We start from the raw sequence: 19,437 nt of genomic DNA on the forward strand, positions 1-19,437 counted from the left end.
TTACTATTTGACGGGTTTTAGCAATACATCCTGATACGTATGATCCGAATCAGGGTCAATTATCTTCATTTTAACCTGATCAACGGTGCCGTCGGGATTTAACGAAAACGTAACGTATGCATCCCCTTTAAGACTTCTGTTTTTCAAAGTAGAAATGAAGGTATTGTATTGATAATACTTAAGAGTACCATTAAAATGAGGAAGGTTCTTGAACTCCATGCTCATTCCATCGCCGGCAGGTTTCAAACTTACGTCGCCATAAACGGCATCACGATAGTTGCCTGCAAGTTTACTTATCGGAAGGTTAAACAAGCCATCCGGGTCGGCCTGAACAACACTTTTCTGTTGTGAATCCTTTAGTCTGGCAAATGATGCTTCCTGCTCCTCTTTAAAAGCGTTGATCCAATCGAATTTATCATTCCTTGCATAGAAGTCGATTACATGATAAATTATTGCCCAATATGCTCCCGTTGATTCCTGGTTAGTAAATACGGTCACGCCGAGTTTTAAATCTGGAACCATGGCAACCTGTGAAACAAAGCCAGCCAATTTGCCACCATGTCCCACCACTTTATGTTTTTGGTAATTGTAAGCCCGGAACCCGGATGCATAACCCCAAAAATCCATTTGAGCAGGCTTCAACCGTTCCGATACTTTTGAGATCGGGATTGGCCTGATAATATTCCATAACTGCCTGGTAGTTGCAGGCTTAAATAATTGCAGCCCCGAGGGCGTACGGCCGGAATCAAGCTGGGTGATCATCCAGTTTGAAATATCATTCGCATTGGATAGTATTCCACCGGCAGCATTACTGGCGTCGCCGGTATTTTGCTGGAGGTAGTCATCAACCAGTGTTATTTTTCCATTTATCCGGTTATGGGCAAACGATATATTTGGCCTGGTACCAAACTCGGAATATCTTGAAACGCTGCCGGGCATGCCCACTTTATCAAAAATTCTACTCTTCACAAAATCCTCCCACTCCTGCCCGCTCACAGCTTTAATAATTTCGGCGCATGCCAGGTAGAGAATATTATCATATGCGTAAGTGCTCCTGAAGTCGTAAGCAAGGGGCAGTTTCTGCACTTTTTCAAGGATTTCCCTGCGTGAAAACGTTGAAGGTGGAAATAGCATCAGATCTCCTGAATAAGCCAATAAGCCACTTTGATGAACAAGCAAATCTCTCACTGTTAGATTCGTTGTGATGTAATTGTCGCCCATTTTAAACCAGGGCAAATGTTGAATTACACGGTCATCCCACTTTAACTTACCTTCCTCGATAAGGAGAGCAAGCGCCGTTCCGGTAAATGCCTTAGAATTGGAAGCGATTGAAAAAAGGGTGTTGCCGTCAACCCTGTCATCGGTATTCAGTTTTTTAACTCCGTAGCCTTTTGCAAGCAGTACCTTACCATCCTTAACAATGGAAACACTCAGCCCTGGAACTTCAAAGGTCTTAACAACCTTTTCAATATACTGATCCAGCCCGGGAGGCAAACCCGATTGAGCCGTAGCGACGAAAGAAGTAAGAATTAATGCAAAAGATGTGAGGACGCGTTTTGGAAACATAAAAGAATTACAAAATAATCACCGAAAAGGGTACATCCTTTACGGCTTTCTAAAGTAATGTTTAATCTCCAATTAATAAACCAGAGAACTCAATTGATTAACTTTTCGAGCAGGAACTGTCCATTGAAAATATAGAATCCGCATATAAAGGCTTCACCTGTAAGCAATGGTACAATCAGGTTGATAAACCGCATTCTCACTGACCCCGCAACATAGCAAACCAGATCGGTTGGGGTAAATGGCGCAAATGCCCAGAGAGTGATAAATAAAAACCCGTTTCTTCCACTTAGCTTTTCCCTTACTAGCAGAATTTTTTCAGGATAATTTCTTTCGAAATAAGTACTGAAACCCAGTTTATCAGCGAGGTAGAACATCAATCCAGATGTTACAAGCATACTGGCTAAAAACGCTGCTAATAGTAAAAAAGGACTATCCTTGAAGAGAATGATGCCTGCGAGCAGAAAAGGGGTTCCGGGTATCATTGTCAGACCGCGAATAGTACATAACGCAAAATAAAATATGAGCACTCCGCCCTGGTATCTCTTAACAAATGAAGAAATGTTCTCAGGAGTAAGTTCCCGCGCGTATATCGCATATAAAACAATGCAGGTAGCGATGAAAAAAATCCAAACAATACCGAGATTTCTCTTGAAATTATCGTTAGGCGGAAAGCTATTTTCTTGCATAGTAGACAAAAGCGGGAGGGAAGTTACGCAAAGTAAAATCACAATTTACATCAGCGAAAGTCCTCTTCAACAACCTGAAATCATTGAGCGAATATTGAAATTGAATATATGAACCATAAGGTTTGAGGATACGAATACATGCGTCCAGAATGCCTGTTTTCTCAGACACCCTTATATTAGCAAGTGGGAGACCGGAAATAATATAATCAACAGATTGATCGGAAACGTAATCAGACAGCCGTGTAGCAGTGTCGTTTACATTTACGAGCCTGGCATCGTTAAATTTATTAAGTTTATCAAAGAGCTGTGGATTAATTTCAAAAGAGGTAAGCCGTGAACATGGACTCATTTTATTCAGCAGCGACCTGGTCATTGCGCCCGTACCAGCTCCAAGTTCAACGAAATGCAAGTTCTTGCCAAATGCGATATCGTTCAACATCATATCCGACAAATGGGCCGAACTCTCAATCACTGATCCGGTCTGACGGATATTTTTTAGGGCTTCTTTAAGGAATGTCTTCATAAGTATTTCATTTGACTGCATAATGATAGAAAGAGTTACTTCGAACTTTAAATTAATGTGACGAATACCTAAAAAAGTGGGATGGAACCTCAATTCTCCATTATCAACCGTCAACTCTCAACTCAAACTGTCGAACTCTCAACTTAAACTGTTCTCTTTAAAATTACCCCCGTTTTTCCTAATTATCTCCCTGATAATGAGAGAGTACCACCTTAGTGTACTGAGTACAACTAGCTGATTTTCAATTAGTTTTTATTTGAATATATTATTGTTAGATGTAGCTTTGCCACAACTAACCAAACTAACATAAGTGATATGAGACGAATCACGAACAATAATGAGGTGCCTGACCTGGGCTACCTTCAACTTCACGCGCACGAGTTTTTTTATCAGCTCAGTCCTGGCGAACTTACTACAATCGCGCTGGATAACTCAGAAGGCACTTTAAGTAATTCCGGTGCTCTGGCTGTTATGACTGGAAAATTTACTGGCCGCTCACCTAAGGACAGGTTTATCGTGAAGGATAAAATCACCTCCGACTCGATTTGGTGGGGTGATGTTAATATCCCATTTGCTGAAGACGACTTTGACAGGATTTACACTAAGATGCTTTATTATTTGAAGGGTAAAGTTCTTTTCGTCAGAGACGGGGCAGTTTGCTCGGAACCTGCTTATCGCTTGAATATCAGAACGATAACAGAGACCGCTTATCAAAATCTGTTCGCACATAACTTATTTTTAAGGCCGGATGTGTCTGGATCAATCGACCCGGAGTGGACAATCATTGCTGCTCCTGGATTTGAGGCAGATCCTGAACGTGATGGGACACGACAAAAGAATTTCTCAATTATAAACTTTAACCGAAAGATTGTGTTAATCGGCGGCACCGGGTATACCGGGGAGATCAAAAAGGCAATGTTCTCGGTGTTAAACTTCTTGCTTCCGGCCCAGGGGGTACTTTCTATGCATTGCTCGGCTAATAAAGGTGCCAAAGGTGATACTGCAATTTTCTTCGGCCTCTCGGGTACCGGCAAAACTACCCTTTCTGCTGACCCTGACAGAGACCTTATCGGTGATGATGAACATGGCTGGGGTGACCATTCGATATTTAATTTTGAAGGCGGCTGCTACGCAAAGACTGCAGGGCTAAACCCTGAGAAAGAGCCACAAATCTTTGAGGCGATCAAAGCCGGAGCCCTGCTTGAGAATATTGGATTTGTTAAAGGAACTAATGTTCCGGATTTCGATGATATCACTATTACAGAAAACACGAGGGTATCTTATCCTATGGATCACATCGCCAACGCCGCCGTACCATCCAAAGGAAGTGTCCCGGAGAACATATTCTTTCTCACTGCGGACGCCTTCGGCGTATTGCCTCCAATTTCAAAATTGAGCGTACCACAGGCGAGATATCACTTTCTTTCCGGATATACATCCAAGATCGCTGGCACAGAGGAGGGAATTAATGAACCGCAGACCACTTTTTCCGCTTGTTTTGGCAAGGCATTCTTACCTCTTCACCCTGTTAGATATGCGGAATTGCTTGGCAGAAAAATCATTGAAAACGAAGTGAATATATGGCTCATAAATACCGGCTGGACAGGCGGGCCATACGGTACAGGGGAAAGGATCAATCTTTCATATACCCGGAGTATGATAAAAGCTGCGCTGGATGGAATGCTGGATAAGTGTGTTTTTACTGCAGACAGCGTTTTCGGTTTAATGATCCCCGAGCACTGCCCGGGTATTCCTTCAGAAATTCTAAACCCGATAAACAATTGGGCTGATCCGGCAAACTACTTGCAAAAAGCCTATAAACTTGCCGGCTTATTTCAGGAAAATTTCAAACAGTATGAAGAGTTTGCCGATGCAGATACTAAAAATGCTGGCCCGGTTGGTCAGCCGAAAGTAAACGCCTGAAAATAGTTAATATCAGAAAAAAAGCGTGGCCGGGATTCCAAATCGGAAGCCCGGCCACGCTTTTAATTTATTGATAATTTTTAAAGTCTAATATTCGACAAATATTCTAGACCTTCTTAACCCTAACAGCAGTCATTCCTTTTTGTCCGGGCTCTACCTCAAACGTGACTTTGTCATTTTCACCTACCGCCTCTGAAAGTTCGTTAATATGCACAAAAATGCTTTCCTGGCTTTCTGAGTCCTTGATGAATCCATAACCTTTCGATTCGTTGAAGAAAGTTACCTTTCCTTTACGGATTAGGTCACCCGGTTGGATGGCTTCCTGTTTTGGAGTAGCTATCAGGATGTCTTCAGTAATGATCTTCTTTTTCTTTGTTGGATCCGGTGGCGTTGATGTTATGTTTCCATTTTCATCAACATAAGCCATCATTTCATCGAGGCTTTTTCCCTTCACCACATTTTCCTTACGCTCCTCAGCCTTTTCTCTTTTTTCCTTCTGCTTTTTAAGCCTCTTTTTTTCTTTTTCTTTTTTATTAAATGTTTCTGTCGATCTAGCCATAGTTTAATTTAGCGTACCTCTGTTTTTTTATAGTGAAAGTCTATTAATCAACACCCTGTTGATTGTTTTGTTTCTCCTTATAATGATTCCAAATCCCGGTCATGGAAATTCAGATATATTCAATACAAAAAGATAATGTGTCAATAAAAAAGCATCCTCCAACATGGAGAATGCTTCACGAAATAATTATATAGTATACTAAGCTACTTTTACATTTACTGCGTTCAGACCTTTACGGCCTTCTTCAACGTCATACTGAACTGTATCATTCTCGCGAATGTTATCGATCAGACCTGAAGTGTGTACAAAGATTTCACTGCCACCATCATTTGGGGTGATAAAACCGAAACCTTTAGTTTCATTAAAAAATTTTACTGTTCCTTGTTGCATTATATGTTTGTTAATAAGTCTGCAAGGTACAACTAAATATCGGAATAAACTAATTATCAGGCATTAAGTTAGTTTAGCGTTTGAGACATGATGCACGATGGAACCAAACAAGATAGTATGAGTAGGGCATTAGGCTTTAGACCCTAGGCAAGTGGTGTTACCCTATATACCTAATGCCTGGTATCTAAAGTCCAAAACTATGTTGACAATAATTAAATTTTCTGTGTTAATGTATGTTAAAGTTTAGAAGGACATTTTATTAACATCTACTTTCGGTTGTATCATCAAAACTAGAACATATGTTCCGAATAACTTTTATTGCAATGCTGATGTTTTCAGGGCATTTGCAGGCACAAAATTTTCGGGGAAGAGTACTGGATCTCGTTACAAAAGAACCGATATCGGGCGCGACGGTTAGGGCTAGCTCGATGACCCTTACTGATGCGAAGGGCAATTTTATTTTATCAAATGCCAAAGTTGGCGATACGATTAGAATAGTTCATTTGGGTTATAAGCCATATATTTTCACTTTCAATGCCCTTCATCCCGGGCTCGTTTCCAGTACACCGCCGGAGATCTCTCTTGAGCCAAACAGTATTGTACTCAGCGAGGTGTTCGTCAGGTCGCGTATAAATACAAAGGCAGATTCTCTTAAAAACCGTTTAGAGTTTGCATCAGAATTCAATTATAAAGGATTTAGTTTTAAAGATATTTTCGTGGTAAAATCGCCTGAAGAATCGATGGCACGCCACGTTGACGTCCACCGTGGAAATAACACGTATAGCGCCTCCTCATTGATAAAGCTTGATGTTTTAAGTGTGGTCGGCTACCTCACCAGGAATAAAACACGTCCCTCCAGACTTCAAGAAACTTTAATACAGGATGAAAGAGATAAGTATGTGGATAATATGTTTTCTAAAAACAGAATAATCGAGCTCACGAAGCTAAGTGGTGATTCGTTGAAAAACTTCATGATCCAATACAGGCCTTCGCTGACTAAAGCGAGGAATATGACGGACTATGAGATGGTGGGATATATCAAAAGGATGTACCTGGAGTTTATTAAGTAAGGGTGAATACCTGCCCTTTCATATGTCAATCATTCGACCTTGCCCCACCACATTCAACAGTAACGAATAAATTCTGATATCCGATTTGATGCTATCATCCTACAACTCCTATTTATTTATACTATTGCATTATTTCTTATCATTGTGATCTAAATCCATAACCAGGTATAGATGGTCAATCCCATTTTCGAAGATTTGCACGCACAGGGTCTAATCAGCGATAAAAGCCTGGAAAACATCCAAAAAAAGGAATTAGGAGCATTTTTTTCAATTCACTGGGAACTGAAAACCTTTTTGTACCTGGGTGTCATGATGCTGAGTACAGGCTTGGGGATCCTGGTTTATAAGAATATCGACAGCATCAGCCATCAGGCTGTTCTAGGGGCGATCGGACTAATATGCATTGCTTGTTTTGCGTGGTGCTATAAGAACAAATCGCCGTTTAGTCCTGAAAAAGTGGAGTCGCCAAGTTCCTTGTTCGACTATATCCTCCTACTCGGCACGCTAAGTTTTTTAAGTTTCATAGGCTATATGCAGTTTCAATACGAGGTCTTTGGTACCAGGTACGGCATGGCAACCTTCATTCCGATGGTATTTCTTTTCTGGACTGCCTATTATTTTGACCATTTGGGTATCCTGACGATGGCAATAGCTAATCTTGCTATTTGGATGGGGATCTCGGTTACGCCGAAGAATCTTTTGCGCAGTGGCGATTTTAGCAATGAGCGTGCACTTTACACTTACCTTGCCTTGGGACTCTTCCTGCTGATACTAGCTTATTTCAGCCGGAGTTACAACTTTAAAAAACATTTCTCCTTCAGTTATCATAACTATGGAGTGCATCTCGCCTTTATAGCAATCATTTCAGGATATTTTTATTACGATTACCTTTATTCCCTGATCTGGCTTGCCATATTTGGTATGTTAGCTTGGTTTCTTTATCAGAACTCTTTCAAGCAGCGGTCATTCTATTTTCTCATGATTACAGTCCTTTACAGTTATGTAGCCATTAGCGGGTTTGCGCTTAGAAGCCTATTTTTTATGGATAAAAGCATAAGCCTTCTCCTGGCTTTTCTATACCTGATCGGGTCGGGATTCTGTCTTGTAGTAATCTTGATGGACCTTAACAAAAAACTTAAATCAGGATGATCATCTATAATAAAACCTGGCTCACAAATCTTCTTCTCATTGACTTGGTAGAAAAGGAATATGAAGCCGACCGGGTATCAGGTAATGAGTTTAATAATATAAAGGCGAAATACCCCGTCGGGTTCTACACCCCCAATTTCTTCATTCGGGTAGGCCTGTTTATCCTGACATTCATAATATCCCAGAGTATTTCCGGATTCACCGTCTTGCTGTTAGGTGGTTCAGGTGGTTACGTTTGGCTTGCCTGCCTGGGAATTCTTAATTATTTGGCTCTTCAAACGACGGTGAAGAACAAATTTCATTACAGGTCTGGCGTAGATGATGCACTATTATGGATAACATTTATTTACCTGGCGGCAGCGTATTATGATTTAACGAACGCTGCACGCTTTGATTCCAATCTTGCCTTTGCTACGTTTATATTTATTCTAAGCTTATACCTTACCGTCCGGTTTTCCGATTTGTTAATGAGTTTGGTCGCCTACCTCTCCTGCCTTGGCATTCTGTTTTTTGCCTGGCAAAATATCGGCCCGTGGGGGATAGCGACCATGCCATTTACACTCATGTTGTTTTCCGCGCTGATGTACTGGCTTATCAGACGAAGCCTGAAATATAGTTTTACAATGTTCTATGCGAACTGTATGGTCGTGCTGCAGGCGATTAGTCTGATCACTTTGTATGCAGCAGGTAACTATTTTGTAGTTAAAGAACTGGGAGATATGCTAAACAAAACCTCAAGTGAATCGATTCCTTTTGGGGGACTATTCTGGACGTGGACATTGATCGTACCCCTGGCATATATCTATTGGGGAATGCTGAAAAGGGACACAATCCTCATACGCTCCGGCCTGTTGCTATGCATCGCGGCGGCGCTCACTTTTCGCAATTATTATCATGTTATGCCTTTAGAATTAGCGTTGATCTTAAGCGGAACCGCGGTTTTGTTTATTTCCTGGTTTCTAACGAAATATTTAAAAGACCCTAAACATGGAATCACCTATCAGGATCTTTCCAACGACAGCCTGATGGATCAGCTAAAGATCGAGTCTCTTCTAATTTCTGAAACAAGTTCAGGAATAGGCGGAGCTCCTTCTAACACTGGCACACAGATGGGTGGCGGCAAGTTTGGCGGCGGCGGGGCCAGCGGCGGCTTCTGACTATTGCGCTACATTCTTAAAGAACTGCGGCACCGTGCCGTATTGTGGAAGCTTTCCATCCCATTTCTGTATCACCTGCTGCTGTACGAGCAGTGGAGTTAGCGACTGCTGCTTTAGGCGATTTGCTTCTGCTTCTGCCCTCGCGCGAACCAGTAGGGCTGCAGCTTCACCTTCTGCTTTGGCCTTGCTAACTGTTGCTTCAGCGATAGCTTGCTTAGCTTCGTTCTCTGCTTTGAGCCGTGCCTGGATGGAAGCATTTTTTTCATCGATCATTTGCCTCAATGAAGCGGGCGGGCTTATAGCAGAGGTAAGCTGATCGTAAATAAATCCGTCTTTACCAAGGTTTTTTGTAAGCAGTATCTGGATCCTGTCTTCGAATTTCTCGCGATTAGACATTACCGAATCGGAAGTAAAGGAGTTGGCAACAATCCGGTAGGCATCGTAAATGGTATTGCGCATAAATTGCTGTTCGATCTCAGCGAGTGTTTTTCGGTATTGCCGATAGATCTGCGGAACCATCGCGGGGTTAATGTGATAGTTTAGTTTTGGGTCAACCTGGAATTCTGCGGCATCCCGGGTTGTTACAACAAAAGGCTCATAATCCACCGACTGCGTAAAAGTTGGAAATTCGATAATCTTGGTGGTCCAGGTATTGTACCAAACCCTTCCGGTTACGATGGTAATATTATCGACTCCCCGGTCAGTTCCGTAGAGATTAATCTTTATTCCCACATTACCAGCATCTATATTCTCGTAAGTAAAAGGCTGAACAATCCACAGAACAAGCAGCGTGACTACTATCCCAACAATTCTTAATACTTTTTTGCGCAGAAGAATACTGCCTGCATCGTTTTGAAATTCCATACTTAGATTTGCTTTATGAATGTTTTAAGCGGGCTGTAAATGAGGAAAAGTGCGAGAAAGATTTCAATTATCCCAAAAGTCACCAATAAATTCGATGGCTTACTTAGATTATCCGCACCGATAGTTAATAAGGCTATCGCCAGAATAACTTTTACGAACAGAATAAATGTTTTCATTTGGTATTAGGCTAAGTAAATATAATAAAGTTACTGCCACACAATAAAACAATTGCAACCATCTGTTTTACAGGAAAATGCAATTTTATTAAATAGCATAAACGCCTGGAAAAAGCTCCCTGACAACCTTTAATCATAATAAAATATATTCCTAAGTTTGCCACCACATTTCCATTTTAGTGAAAACGCGGAAAATATTTGATATCCCACCTTTCCTCGCAGTACTTTTAGCGATTGTCAGTGTACAAGGGGGTGCCGCAATTGCAAAAAGTATCTTCCCTGTCCTGGGTGCTACAACTACCGCATCGCTTCGAATTGGCTTATCAGCAATATTCCTTGTCCTAATGTTCCGGCCAAACTTAAGTAAGCTTTCGTCAGCTCAATGGAAATCAGTAATACCTTATGGATTGTGCCTCGGAGCGATGAACCTGGTATTCTATCTGGCTATCGAGCGCATACCGGTTGGCTTGGGCGTAACACTCGAATTTATCGGCCCGCTTGTGCTTGCCGTTGTCACCTCAAAACGCAGCGCAGACTACCTTTGGATAGTGCTTGCTGCGGGTGGAATTGCCCTTATCGCCCCATGGAATGCGGAAAATATTGATCCGGTAGGCGCTTTACTGGCACTGCTTGCCGGGGGCTTCTGGGCAGGGTATATTCTTCTTGGCGGAAGTATTTCAAAAATAATGGATGGGACTCAGGCAGTAACCGTAGGGATGATATTTGCCAGCGCCCTTGTAATACCATTCGGCTTTCTGTCAGGCGGCTTCCAAAATTTCAGGCCAGAAATGTTTGTAGCAGTAAGTGCCCTTGCGCTCCTGTCTAGTGCAATACCCTTTCTTCTTGAGATGAAAGCTCTAAAGCTTCTCCCTGCCAGTACCTTTAGTATCCTTATGAGTATGGAACCGGCCGTCGCTGCGTTGTCAGCCCTGGTATTCCTGGGAGAACATCTTGTTTTAACCGAATGGATTGCCATCTTACTGGTAACCTTTGCCAGTGTAGGCGCCGCTCTAGGTAAACGGACGAACGCCCCACCTGGCTAATTTCACAGTCAACCCGATCCGGCATTCCTCTCAATTCTCCACTCTCAACTTTCAACCAGTTTAAGAGTGCTGCCCCGCATGCACACCCTCAGCAAACTCCTCACACATTTTTTTATTAAATGCTGGAATGTCCCCTGGATTTCGACTCGTAACCAAACCCTGATCAACGACCACGGCCCTGTCAATCCATAGAGCTCCCGCATTTTCCAGGTCAATCCGAATAGCGGGGTAAGATGTCATTTCTCTGCCTTTTACAACTCCTGCAGAGATAAGGGACTGCGGACCGTGGCAGATAGCTGCTACCGGCTTACCGGCATCAAAAAATGCCTTAATAAATGCAATAGCATCCTGATCCATTCGTAATTTATCAGGGTTCAAGACCCCACCAGGAAGCATTAATCCATCATAATCATCGGCTTTAGCTTCACTGATGTGTTTATCAACCTCCACCTCGATGGACCATTCGTGGTCCTTCATCGCCTTCACTTTTCCATGCTGCGGAGAAACAATTTCAACTTGCGCCCCGGCATCTTCCAAAAACTTCTTTGGAGATGTTAACTCCACTTCTTCAAAACCATTCTCGGTAAGGATGGCTATCTTTCGATTACTTAGATTAGTCATAACAATTTCGTTTAGTAAATGTCAGACAGGTGTGTCCTGTTAAAAAATTAACAGGGTATAGAAGGAAGATGTTTGTAAAAATTTCTTTTTATTCTTATCGATACACGAAATAAACACTATCTCTTACTGAAATACCGCTCATTCCCTCACCCACATACACAACCTTGTATTTTGCGGCCCTGGAAATAGCATAACCCTCCAGAAGATTTACATTTACTACGAGGCTGTCGCCGGGATTCAATTTGACATAACTTTCTTCAGAAGGTGGCATCGCACGCTTAGCCATGGCGCCACGGTAATCTACTTGCGTTCCATCTTCGTCGGTAATATCGAGGTATTTACTAACCAGTGGCTCAAAAGGTGTCGACCATTTTAAAAACCTTGCAACAGTATCAGCTGAATTAATAACCACGAATTTAAGCTCAACGGGATCACCTACGGTTATAGTATCCTTGATTTGCATCGTACCCTGTATAGCCTGCTTGTCGTTTAAGTCTGAACCTTCTGTATGACCGCTGTCATCAACCACCGAATTCGATGAACTTGTATTGCTGATGCCGCATGCCGCCAGACTTAGTAAACATGCCATTAATAGTATTTGATAGTTTTTCATACCCCAAAGATAACGGTAATACTTTTTAGCATTCAAAAAAAAAGCCTTCTCCCATTTGGAGAAGGCTTTCACTCACAACTAACAAATTTTAATTATCCGCTAAAAACTTCTGTTAATATCGATCATCATAACGTCTGTCGTCGCGATCATCGTAGCGTCTGTCGCGGTCATCGTATCGTCTATCTCGGCTATCATATCTTTCGTCATAACGTCCGTCTATTTTCTTCCGCTGTCCGGGAGGCATACCATGCGGATGGCCTTTCTTACCTTTTTTACCATTACCACCATTCAGATAAACCTTCACGCGCTCGTTTCTCATTTCATAATGGCCCGGAATTGTCCGCCCCCCAACTCCTAAAATTCCGCGGGTGCGGTATTCAGGTATCCAAACTCTGCGTTCACGCATTTCCCACCGGTATTCTCCGCGGTCATCACGGTAAACTGTATTGTCATTTGCGCCCCAAACAGTTGGTGTTTGGCGATACTGCGCCTGTGTACTCATAGTCCCCGATGCTGCAAAAAGGGCTAAAATAATGAGGATCTTTTTCATAGTCATAGTTTTAATTATCCATAAGCCTCTTCAGGCTACTTAACACAAGGTCGCTGCCGAACATGAAGTTGAGATGAATTTCCGGGATGATTTTGTAATAAAATAACTAGTGCCGCGTGCCAGTTGGTTTAAACATTGAAATTTATTGAATCCATCAAATTTTCTCCTTATCCGTTGCCACACAGCCTTAACACTTTTTTAATACACTAGTATTGATTATTCAATACTGCTTTCGTTATATTGTAATCCTTGAATGGGCATTTAACGTATATTATTAATATGGCAACGTTTTTGTTATTCAGGAATAAGACTGTTGAAATAGTGGGACAAACAGCAGGTATGGATTTAATCAATTATTAACGATGTTGAAAAATAGAAACTTACACAAAGAGGCAGCAATGCCGGTTATTACTATAAATGACGCTGCAGATAATTCAAACGAAGATATGCTTCGTTTAAGAAGGGAACTTGTTAACGCCGCGATTGAGGTTGTAGGATACGACCCGATAAAGATCGAGCAATATCTCAACAGGAAGAATGTAGCGTAAAGTCTTCGTCAGGCGCTCCTGATCAGAAATATTTTGCGGGAATGACCAGAAAATCTCTGTGTTCTAATCTTATTGTTTTTATATTTATTGCTTGCCAATATCTCGGGCAGCTTGTAAATGTATTGGAACAATCTTAGGTTAACACACACTCTCATATTATTCATTGCTTTTTGCCAGCTTGCACAAGCTCAAACCAATACTCTTTCCGGCGACACTGTATTAATCCGAAAAAGAACTAGTAAGTTCGCTCTGACTAACATGTTCAACACCGGGAGCATGTATTACTTCACTGGTGTTGTATCAGACAGCAAGCCTTCGTTTGATATGCGTCTGGTATATGATAATACACGCGGAAATTGGGGTGCCCTCCTATTCAAATCGTTCGAATTGACAGAACATAATGGCCCGTTCAACTATGCTCTTGTTGTTTTAAACAAACGTTATTTTATAGGATCAAGGATTCTCATTACCCCCAGGTAGGTGCGCAACTTAACCAAATAGGTAGCATCGCAGGTCCGGGCACTGATTTCTTGACTAACCTGACTATCTCTTATCGATTCGCTCCGAATCTCACGATCAGCAATGACGCAGTTATGCAAAACCTGGTTCTCACAAAGAGGGCTAACTGGACAAATCGAGTCAAGCTCCAGTATCAAAAAGGAGCGCTAACAGCATCAGCGAATATTTGGGATCGAAATCGCATTTTTGATAATCCAGGTTATTTTGCCGGCGGTGTATATGTGGGTTACAGTGGACTTAAACTTGCCTCAAATATGAATCTCGTACTTACATTCTCCCAGATTAAGGTTTTCAGCGCGGATACGCCCAGGAAAAGCGGGATGATGTTTTCAGCAGGGGTAGGATTTTGAGTTGTAGGTTGTAAGTTCTACGTTATAAGTGCTGGCGTACCCGATGTCAAAATTATTCTATAAAATGCCGGCACTCTGAAATTAGCCAGTGCAGTTACATTTCCACGTACGACGTAATACTTCCAGACAGTTGTCACTAACAAAACCAGTGCTTGCTCCATTTTTACCTACCTTTATCATTAAATTTCTAAGAGTGTATAAAATAATTCTTGTTTTACTGTTTCCGCTAATCGTAAGTTCCGCCTCAGCTCAAACAGAGGCAACAAGTGCATCACAACCACTGGACGTCCTGCTGGACATCTTTTCCAAAGCCCGGCAATATTCTGTGTACCGGAATGAAATAAATTGGGAAGGTCTCGGAAAAGATGTACTAAGTGGTTCAGATAAGCATCCCGATTCAGCATTTCAACGCAAGGTTCAGCGGCTTTTTGAAGCTATTAACGACAAGCATGCTATGCTTCTTTACAAAGGAAAAATGCTGGTTAGGGCTCCTGGTCCCGGGTTGAGCATTGATAAAGTTAGGCCAGTCCTCAAGGAGGCCCTTAAGAACGGCCCTAAGGGTATCAAAACCGAGATGCTTGCAAACGGATATGGCTATATCCTTGTCCCTGGCGGCAACAAGAATATACACGAGGTCTCCCAACAGATTCAGGACAGTCTCTGCAGTTTGGGTCTTAAAGATATCAAAGGTTTGGTAGTCGATCTCCGGCTAAACGAAGGCGGCAGCATCTATCCATTATTCACCGGCCTGCATCAGCTATTCGGCAGTAAATTCATTGGCTATAACAGCAATCTGAAAGGGAATCTATCCAATAGATGGAAGGTAGAGAATGGCAAATACTATCAGAACAAGGCAGTTGTAGCGAGCGTTAAAAGTAAATGCCAGCCCAACAAAAATCTGAAGATCGTAATTCTGACCAGCCAAATTACAGCAAGCGCTGGAGAAATACTTGCTGTGGCATTTAAGGGCAGAGAAAACACCGTATTTATCGGTGAAAACACATATGGCCTTACGACCTTGAATTCCGAGTTTAAGCTGGGTGACTACTATCTCGCACTGTCGTCAGCTTTCATCGCCGACCGTAACGGAAAAGTCTACTACGATTATGTTTCTCCGGATATTGAGATGATTGATGAAGATAATTTTATAGATCTTTTACAGGATGCGAAGATCCAGAGAGCAATGAAATGGTTTAGAGAGTTTTAGATCGGAGGTCAGAGGTGGGAGGTGTATAATAAAAGGCCTTCCATTTAAATAATATTCCTACATTTATTAACACATATTAATCAACTTATGAAAACAGGCATTCAAAAGCTTGCTTTTGCAGCAATCGTTTCGATACCATCTGTTTTAATGGCTCAGAATACTATTCCCGGCTTTGTTCCATTTTCACCCACTAAATAGACCTTCACGGAGATCGCCAAATCGGATCTTAGAGTACAACCACTGCCGTCTGCTCAACAAGGTGAAAAATCTCCTTTTGGGAATCATGTGCCTTTAACATTATCACGTCAAAAAGGGAAGTTATATATTGAGAAAGCTCAGCCTGCTCCTTCGCAGCATTTTACCATGCCGGTTGTTAAGCCAGGCAGGACATCACAAATATTGGTTGCTGAACTAGATCCTAACTCTCCATACAGCTATAACATGCCCGTAAAGAAAATTGGCGTGGCAAAGAAATAACCTAGTTTTTAGCTGGTTCAGCAAGGTACTCGCTTACCATTTCAATAAACAACATCGGCATTTTGCCGGCAGCTCCGGCTGACAAGATTTCACCCATATAACTTCCGTGGTTACCCGGCAGAATGGCAAGCCTGGCGTTTGGAATCACACGAGACATTTCAACAGCATGTTCAGGATACATAACATCCTGATCGCCAATCACAATTAGTGCAGGTGCTTTTATAGACTTCAGATCTTCATCCGTCCAATCTTTAAAGGTTTGCATCCTGACGGCATCCCGGCTATACATCGCCATTAGCCCCGCGGGATTGGGATTGATCTTTAAATATTCATCTTTGTAAACCTGTGGCATATCAGCAAAAGTCCCCTTGTTCATAAAGTCCCAGAATCCCGCAGGCATTCCAGATCTTTTGTAGAATGAAGAGGCCACTATGAGTTTCCTTACAAGTTCCGGATGGCGGATTGCAATTTGCATGGCAGTGTTACCACCGTTACTAAATCCCAGTATATCGGCAGTGGGGATATCAAGGTGCTTCAAAAGCGCTGCTACATCGTCCGCATCCTGTGTGAAGCTTGAAGGTGTGGCTCTGTCGGCGGTGTGCCCGTGAGCCTGCAATTCCACCCCAATTACCCTGTATTTTTTGGCCAGCATCGGGATTATCGTACCAAAATTAGTATGCAATGTAGACCCGCCCCCATGTATCAGCACAATCGGGCTCCCCGTACCATGAACTTCATAATACATATTTAGGCCATTTACCATGGCATAATTACCCACCGTTTGAGCAATGCTATTTTGTATACCAGCCATCGTACTAAGTATTATTATAAAAAACGAATATTTGTATTTCCAAGCCATCCCAACAAATCTATCTTTAAATTTACTGTTCATCTCAACTCTCAACTCTCAACTCTCCCCTAAACCTTAACCGTCTTCCATTTCCCCCTGCTGAACAACCACAAAGTAAATAAGCCCACCGACGTTTCCGAGAAGAATACGGCCCAGAACACGCCTGTCTGCTCCCATCCCAGAGAGATCGCCAGGTACCATGAAAGTGGGATCTGGATCAGCCAGAAGAATACCAGGTTAATGTAAGTCGGGGTTTTTGTATCGCCCGCACCATTAAAGGCTGCTGTTGAAACCATCCACCATCCATAAACAAAATAAGAGAATGAAAGGATACGCAGCCATTCTGCTCCAATAGCGATTACTCTGCTATCATCTGTAAATATGCGCATCAGCGATTCATTGAAAGTAAAATATACCACAGATACTATCACCAAGTAGATCATGTTATAAGTTCCAGTCTTCCATACAGCAGTCTCAGCCCGGACGGGATTTCTGGCTCCCAGATTTTGCCCTACCAGCGTCGCAGCTGCGTTAGAAAGACCCCAGGCAGGCATCATCGTAAACATCATTACCCGGATGGCTATCGTCGCTCCTGCAACCGCCTCGCTGCCCACCTCAGCAAGGATCCGCATCAGGAATATCCATGAAGTCATTGCTACGATCATCTGACCGATCCCTCCAAGCGAGGTTTTAAGTATACCCAGCATACTTACTGCATCCCAATATAGTTCAGAAAGTTTTATTTGAATGCGTTTCTGTCCTCTGAAAAGGAACCAGAGTTGTATCATTACACCGGTGCCGCGCCCGATGTTTGTAGCGATAGCAGCACCTTCGATACCCATTGCCGGTATCGGTCCGAATCCTGAAATCAATACAGGACATAGGATGATGTTTATTCCGTTAGATATCCATAAAACCCTCATTGCAATAGCTGCATCGCCTGCACCGCGAAATATGGCATTAATAACAAAGAGGAGCATGATTACCATATTCCCACCAAGCATCCATTGGGTATATCTATAGCCTGTTTCTATCGCCCATTGGTCAGCACCCATCAGTCCGAGCATATCCTTGGCGAAAAAAATCCCCGCAATGGAAAAGGGAACTGACGCTAGTACCGCGAGAATGATCGACTGAACAGCCGATGTACCTGCGCTTTCTTTGTTTTTCTCTCCAATTCTACGCGCAATAATTGCGGTGACAGCCATCGCCAGTCCCATTGCTATAGAATATAATAGAAAGAGGTAGGTTTCGGTAAGTCCAACAGTGGCCACTGCCGAAGCGCCAAGCTTACTCACAAAATATATGTCAACAACTGCAAACGTTGACTCCATAACAAGTTCCAATATCATTGGCACTGCCAGCAGGAATATCGCCCGCTTCATCGGAATCGAGGTGTAATCCGCTTCGGTTCCTGCAATGGCATTTTTAATATGCTGCCAGACAGAAACTTTAAGGTCTATCGGGGGTGGGCTATCTGAAACAGTAGTCATTAGAATCTTATAAGGTTATTATAAAAGTAGTAAAGATTCTTTCAGAGCGGAGGTAGATATATGACAAAATGGAGGGGCGTTCGCGACAAACTACTTTTCTGTTACCGGCGGTGCAGTAAGGGTACTCAGTAACATCATTGTACTCAGTAACATAATTATTCCGCCTTGTGCCGGAGGAAGTGCACATACTTTTTTCGGTCGTTTCATTGTTTTCAATGGCCCTCAAGCTTCCTCCGGAGGTCCCTTCAGCTGGAAAGCAGGCATGCCGACCAGCGGGAGAACACGAGTGCCTTAAAAAACAACAAACAAAAACGTAACAGCCGCGCCTGCCTGATATTTGTTGTAAATCCACACTTTAGCCCCAAGGGCGCAACCCAAGACGTGTGGATGTCATTGCTGGAATGAATGTTAAATAACACTTCTGCGTTGCTTGTTGGCTGGTAAATTTTGACGAATATCTTATGGGGCTAAAATGCGCCTTTACTGCCAAATCTCAGGAGGGCGAGTTCTGGAACTTGCAAAGACAGAAGGGCTATTACTGTCAGCAACCCAGCGTACCTATCGGTCACAGTAATCCTATTGGCTGCGTTTGCCAGCATCCACCAAGGGTGGAACTACTACCTACATCAGTTAGACTATGTGTACGCTTCTTAGGCCAACCCACTGAATCTCCGTTTCCCTTTTTTCCGCATTGGCTGGTGCGGGATGCAAAAGCCAGGCCATAGTAGTGACTTTCGAAGCAGCAGGCGCAGCGGTGGGGTTTTTGCATACTTTTTGACCTAAGTGACCGTTGCACAACATGATGATATTTTAGGCAAGCGCGTAATAAAAGTCGGGTTTGTATTTCGCTTAATTGAAGTTTTCATATTGTAGTTTGATTGGATCTGACTAACAACTTAAAAAACAATGTGTAACGGGTTATGGGGCATGGAATTGCGTGCTTTAGTCGGTCATTTGCTCTCTCAGAACTGTGTTTTAGTAGCTTCTTCAGATTGTAAGCTATTGCTGCCATGGTCACGCATTTATTCGCCTGAGATCTTCCAATAGTGTTCACCCGTTTCATTCCTAAGAAGTTTACAAGAGTACCAATGACTGGCTCAACT

The 19,437-nt window shown here is 42.6% G+C and carries 23 protein-coding genes; 10 read left to right on the forward strand and 13 right to left on the reverse strand.

Going from position 1 to position 19,437, the window contains the following annotated elements:
- Positions 1–3 precede the first annotated feature (3 nt).
- The 3 genes from B5X60_RS17350 to B5X60_RS17360 all read right to left on the reverse strand — a co-directional run bounded on the left by B5X60_RS17350 (position 4) and on the right by B5X60_RS17360 (position 2,775).
- Positions 4–1,566, reverse strand: a complete 1,563-nt coding sequence (locus B5X60_RS17350) for a serine hydrolase (RefSeq protein ID WP_079704004.1) — start codon at positions 1,564–1,566, stop codon at positions 4–6.
- An 89-nt stretch (positions 1,567–1,655) separates the two neighbouring features.
- Positions 1,656–2,252 (reverse strand): VTT domain-containing protein, encoded by a 597-nt coding sequence (locus B5X60_RS17355; RefSeq protein ID WP_079704005.1) that lies wholly within the window; start codon positions 2,250–2,252, stop codon positions 1,656–1,658.
- Positions 2,239–2,775: a class I SAM-dependent methyltransferase gene (locus B5X60_RS17360; protein ID WP_170878488.1), complete on the reverse strand. Its 537-nt coding sequence runs from the start codon at positions 2,773–2,775 to the stop codon at positions 2,239–2,241. Before B5X60_RS17360 ends, B5X60_RS17355 begins: the two co-directional genes overlap by 14 nt.
- A 315-nt stretch (positions 2,776–3,090) precedes the next feature.
- Here B5X60_RS17360 and pckA point away from each other — a divergent pair, with 315 nt between their 5' ends.
- Positions 3,091–4,698 (forward strand): phosphoenolpyruvate carboxykinase (ATP), encoded by a 1,608-nt coding sequence (gene pckA, locus B5X60_RS17365; protein WP_170878489.1) that lies wholly within the window; start codon positions 3,091–3,093, stop codon positions 4,696–4,698.
- 106 nt (positions 4,699–4,804) lie between these two features.
- On the opposite strand, the gene B5X60_RS17370 is transcribed toward pckA, so the two are convergent.
- Positions 4,805–5,257 (reverse strand): cold-shock protein, encoded by a 453-nt coding sequence (locus B5X60_RS17370; RefSeq protein ID WP_079704008.1) that lies wholly within the window; start codon positions 5,255–5,257, stop codon positions 4,805–4,807.
- A gap of 198 nt (positions 5,258–5,455) precedes the next feature.
- A complete protein-coding gene (locus tag B5X60_RS17375; protein ID WP_079704009.1) occupies positions 5,456–5,647 on the reverse strand; it encodes a cold-shock protein in 192 nt (63 codons plus the stop codon).
- Between the two features lie 299 nt (positions 5,648–5,946).
- Here B5X60_RS17375 and B5X60_RS17380 point away from each other — a divergent pair, with 299 nt between their 5' ends.
- The 3 genes from B5X60_RS17380 to B5X60_RS17390 all read left to right on the forward strand — a co-directional run bounded on the left by B5X60_RS17380 (position 5,947) and on the right by B5X60_RS17390 (position 9,023).
- Entirely contained in the window at positions 5,947–6,717 is a 771-nt protein-coding gene (locus B5X60_RS17380) for a carboxypeptidase-like regulatory domain-containing protein (RefSeq protein ID WP_139377520.1), read from the forward strand.
- Positions 6,718–6,888: 171 nt separating this feature from the next.
- On the forward strand, positions 6,889–7,866 hold the full coding sequence (locus B5X60_RS17385; RefSeq protein WP_079704011.1) for a DUF2157 domain-containing protein: 978 nt from the start codon (positions 6,889–6,891) through the stop codon (positions 7,864–7,866).
- On the forward strand, positions 7,863–9,023 hold the full coding sequence (locus B5X60_RS17390) for a hypothetical protein (protein WP_079704012.1): 1,161 nt from the start codon (positions 7,863–7,865) through the stop codon (positions 9,021–9,023). Before B5X60_RS17385 ends, B5X60_RS17390 begins: the two co-directional genes overlap by 4 nt.
- On the opposite strand, the gene B5X60_RS17395 is transcribed toward B5X60_RS17390, so the two are convergent.
- Positions 9,024–9,887: an SPFH domain-containing protein gene (locus B5X60_RS17395; RefSeq protein ID WP_221406277.1), complete on the reverse strand. Its 864-nt coding sequence runs from the start codon at positions 9,885–9,887 to the stop codon at positions 9,024–9,026.
- 2 nt (positions 9,888–9,889) lie between these two features.
- Positions 9,890–10,063, reverse strand: coding sequence for a hypothetical protein (locus B5X60_RS18345; protein ID WP_170878490.1), 174 nt, complete (start codon positions 10,061–10,063; stop codon positions 9,890–9,892).
- A gap of 179 nt (positions 10,064–10,242) precedes the next feature.
- Between B5X60_RS18345 and B5X60_RS17400 the strand changes: the two genes are divergently transcribed.
- On the forward strand, positions 10,243–11,106 hold the full coding sequence (locus tag B5X60_RS17400; RefSeq protein ID WP_079704013.1) for an EamA family transporter: 864 nt from the start codon (positions 10,243–10,245) through the stop codon (positions 11,104–11,106).
- 60 nt (positions 11,107–11,166) lie between these two features.
- Here the strand turns inward: B5X60_RS17400 and B5X60_RS17405 are convergent, their stop codons facing one another.
- The 3 genes from B5X60_RS17405 to B5X60_RS17415 all read right to left on the reverse strand — a co-directional run bounded on the left by B5X60_RS17405 (position 11,167) and on the right by B5X60_RS17415 (position 12,890).
- Positions 11,167–11,727: a type 1 glutamine amidotransferase domain-containing protein gene (locus B5X60_RS17405; protein WP_079704014.1), complete on the reverse strand. Its 561-nt coding sequence runs from the start codon at positions 11,725–11,727 to the stop codon at positions 11,167–11,169.
- 94 nt (positions 11,728–11,821) lie between these two features.
- Positions 11,822–12,316 (reverse strand): protease, encoded by a 495-nt coding sequence (locus B5X60_RS17410; RefSeq protein ID WP_245803558.1) that lies wholly within the window; start codon positions 12,314–12,316, stop codon positions 11,822–11,824.
- Positions 12,317–12,452: 136 nt separating this feature from the next.
- The gene (locus B5X60_RS17415; protein WP_139377521.1) at positions 12,453–12,890 is read right to left on the reverse strand and encodes a hypothetical protein; all 438 of its coding nucleotides are present in this window, start codon (positions 12,888–12,890) and stop codon (positions 12,453–12,455) included.
- A 362-nt stretch (positions 12,891–13,252) separates the two neighbouring features.
- Between B5X60_RS17415 and B5X60_RS17420 the strand changes: the two genes are divergently transcribed.
- The 5 genes from B5X60_RS17420 (at position 13,253) to B5X60_RS17440 (ending at position 15,991) form a co-directional block, all read left to right on the forward strand.
- A complete protein-coding gene (locus B5X60_RS17420) occupies positions 13,253–13,438 on the forward strand; it encodes a hypothetical protein (RefSeq protein WP_079704016.1) in 186 nt (61 codons plus the stop codon).
- Between the two features lie 276 nt (positions 13,439–13,714).
- Positions 13,715–13,918 carry a hypothetical protein gene (locus B5X60_RS18170; RefSeq protein ID WP_139377522.1) on the forward strand — a complete coding sequence of 68 codons (204 nt, stop codon included), beginning with the start codon at positions 13,715–13,717 and terminating at the stop codon, positions 13,916–13,918.
- Between the two features lie 113 nt (positions 13,919–14,031).
- The gene (locus B5X60_RS17430; RefSeq protein ID WP_079704018.1) at positions 14,032–14,307 is read left to right on the forward strand and encodes a hypothetical protein; all 276 of its coding nucleotides are present in this window, start codon (positions 14,032–14,034) and stop codon (positions 14,305–14,307) included.
- 193 nt (positions 14,308–14,500) lie between these two features.
- Positions 14,501–15,514, forward strand: a complete 1,014-nt coding sequence (locus tag B5X60_RS17435) for a S41 family peptidase (RefSeq protein WP_079704019.1) — start codon at positions 14,501–14,503, stop codon at positions 15,512–15,514.
- A gap of 285 nt (positions 15,515–15,799) precedes the next feature.
- Positions 15,800–15,991 carry a hypothetical protein gene (locus B5X60_RS17440; protein ID WP_079704020.1) on the forward strand — a complete coding sequence of 64 codons (192 nt, stop codon included), beginning with the start codon at positions 15,800–15,802 and terminating at the stop codon, positions 15,989–15,991.
- Position 15,992: 1 nt separating this feature from the next.
- On the opposite strand, the gene B5X60_RS17445 is transcribed toward B5X60_RS17440, so the two are convergent.
- The 3 genes from B5X60_RS17445 to B5X60_RS18415 all read right to left on the reverse strand — a co-directional run.
- On the reverse strand, positions 15,993–16,802 hold the full coding sequence (locus tag B5X60_RS17445) for an alpha/beta fold hydrolase (RefSeq protein ID WP_170878491.1): 810 nt from the start codon (positions 16,800–16,802) through the stop codon (positions 15,993–15,995).
- A gap of 107 nt (positions 16,803–16,909) precedes the next feature.
- The gene (locus tag B5X60_RS17450; protein ID WP_079704022.1) at positions 16,910–18,334 is read right to left on the reverse strand and encodes an MATE family efflux transporter; all 1,425 of its coding nucleotides are present in this window, start codon (positions 18,332–18,334) and stop codon (positions 16,910–16,912) included.
- Positions 18,335–19,196: 862 nt separating this feature from the next.
- On the reverse strand, positions 19,197–19,437 hold a 241-nt coding region (locus B5X60_RS18415; RefSeq protein WP_079703902.1), incomplete at its 5' end, for a hypothetical protein.

The organism is Daejeonella lutea (assembly GCF_900168015.1).
Lineage (GTDB): Bacteria > Bacteroidota > Bacteroidia > Sphingobacteriales > Sphingobacteriaceae > Daejeonella > Daejeonella lutea.

What these genes read in the sequence shown, in the direction of transcription:
- B5X60_RS17360 (WP_170878488.1), bottom strand. Translation starts at nt 2,775, where the DNA reads ATGAAGACATTCCTTAAAGAAGCCCTAAAAAATATCCGTCAGACCGGA.
- B5X60_RS17445 (WP_170878491.1), bottom strand. Translation starts at nt 16,802, where the DNA reads ATGGCTGGTATACAAAATAGCATTGCTCAAACGGTGGGTAATTATGCC.
- B5X60_RS17385 (WP_079704011.1), top strand. Translation starts at nt 6,889, where the DNA reads ATGGTCAATCCCATTTTCGAAGATTTGCACGCACAGGGTCTAATCAGC.
- B5X60_RS18170 (WP_139377522.1), top strand. Translation starts at nt 13,715, where the DNA reads ATGTATTACTTCACTGGTGTTGTATCAGACAGCAAGCCTTCGTTTGAT.
- B5X60_RS17395 (WP_221406277.1), bottom strand. Translation starts at nt 9,887, where the DNA reads ATGGAATTTCAAAACGATGCAGGCAGTATTCTTCTGCGCAAAAAAGTA.
- B5X60_RS17415 (WP_139377521.1), bottom strand. Translation starts at nt 12,890, where the DNA reads ATGAAAAAGATCCTCATTATTTTAGCCCTTTTTGCAGCATCGGGGACT.
- B5X60_RS17405 (WP_079704014.1), bottom strand. Translation starts at nt 11,727, where the DNA reads ATGACTAATCTAAGTAATCGAAAGATAGCCATCCTTACCGAGAATGGT.
- B5X60_RS17380 (WP_139377520.1), top strand. Translation starts at nt 5,947, where the DNA reads ATGTTCCGAATAACTTTTATTGCAATGCTGATGTTTTCAGGGCATTTG.
- B5X60_RS17350 (WP_079704004.1), bottom strand. Translation starts at nt 1,566, where the DNA reads ATGTTTCCAAAACGCGTCCTCACATCTTTTGCATTAATTCTTACTTCT.
- B5X60_RS17390 (WP_079704012.1), top strand. Translation starts at nt 7,863, where the DNA reads ATGATCATCTATAATAAAACCTGGCTCACAAATCTTCTTCTCATTGAC.
- B5X60_RS18345 (WP_170878490.1), bottom strand. Translation starts at nt 10,063, where the DNA reads ATGAAAACATTTATTCTGTTCGTAAAAGTTATTCTGGCGATAGCCTTA.
- pckA (WP_170878489.1), top strand. Translation starts at nt 3,091, where the DNA reads ATGAGACGAATCACGAACAATAATGAGGTGCCTGACCTGGGCTACCTT.
- B5X60_RS17370 (WP_079704008.1), bottom strand. Translation starts at nt 5,257, where the DNA reads ATGGCTAGATCGACAGAAACATTTAATAAAAAAGAAAAAGAAAAAAAG.
- B5X60_RS17375 (WP_079704009.1), bottom strand. Translation starts at nt 5,647, where the DNA reads ATGCAACAAGGAACAGTAAAATTTTTTAATGAAACTAAAGGTTTCGGT.
- B5X60_RS17355 (WP_079704005.1), bottom strand. Translation starts at nt 2,252, where the DNA reads ATGCAAGAAAATAGCTTTCCGCCTAACGATAATTTCAAGAGAAATCTC.
- B5X60_RS17420 (WP_079704016.1), top strand. Translation starts at nt 13,253, where the DNA reads ATGTTGAAAAATAGAAACTTACACAAAGAGGCAGCAATGCCGGTTATT.
- B5X60_RS17430 (WP_079704018.1), top strand. Translation starts at nt 14,032, where the DNA reads ATGCAAAACCTGGTTCTCACAAAGAGGGCTAACTGGACAAATCGAGTC.
- B5X60_RS17410 (WP_245803558.1), bottom strand. Translation starts at nt 12,316, where the DNA reads ATGGCATGTTTACTAAGTCTGGCGGCATGCGGCATCAGCAATACAAGT.
- B5X60_RS17450 (WP_079704022.1), bottom strand. Translation starts at nt 18,334, where the DNA reads ATGACTACTGTTTCAGATAGCCCACCCCCGATAGACCTTAAAGTTTCT.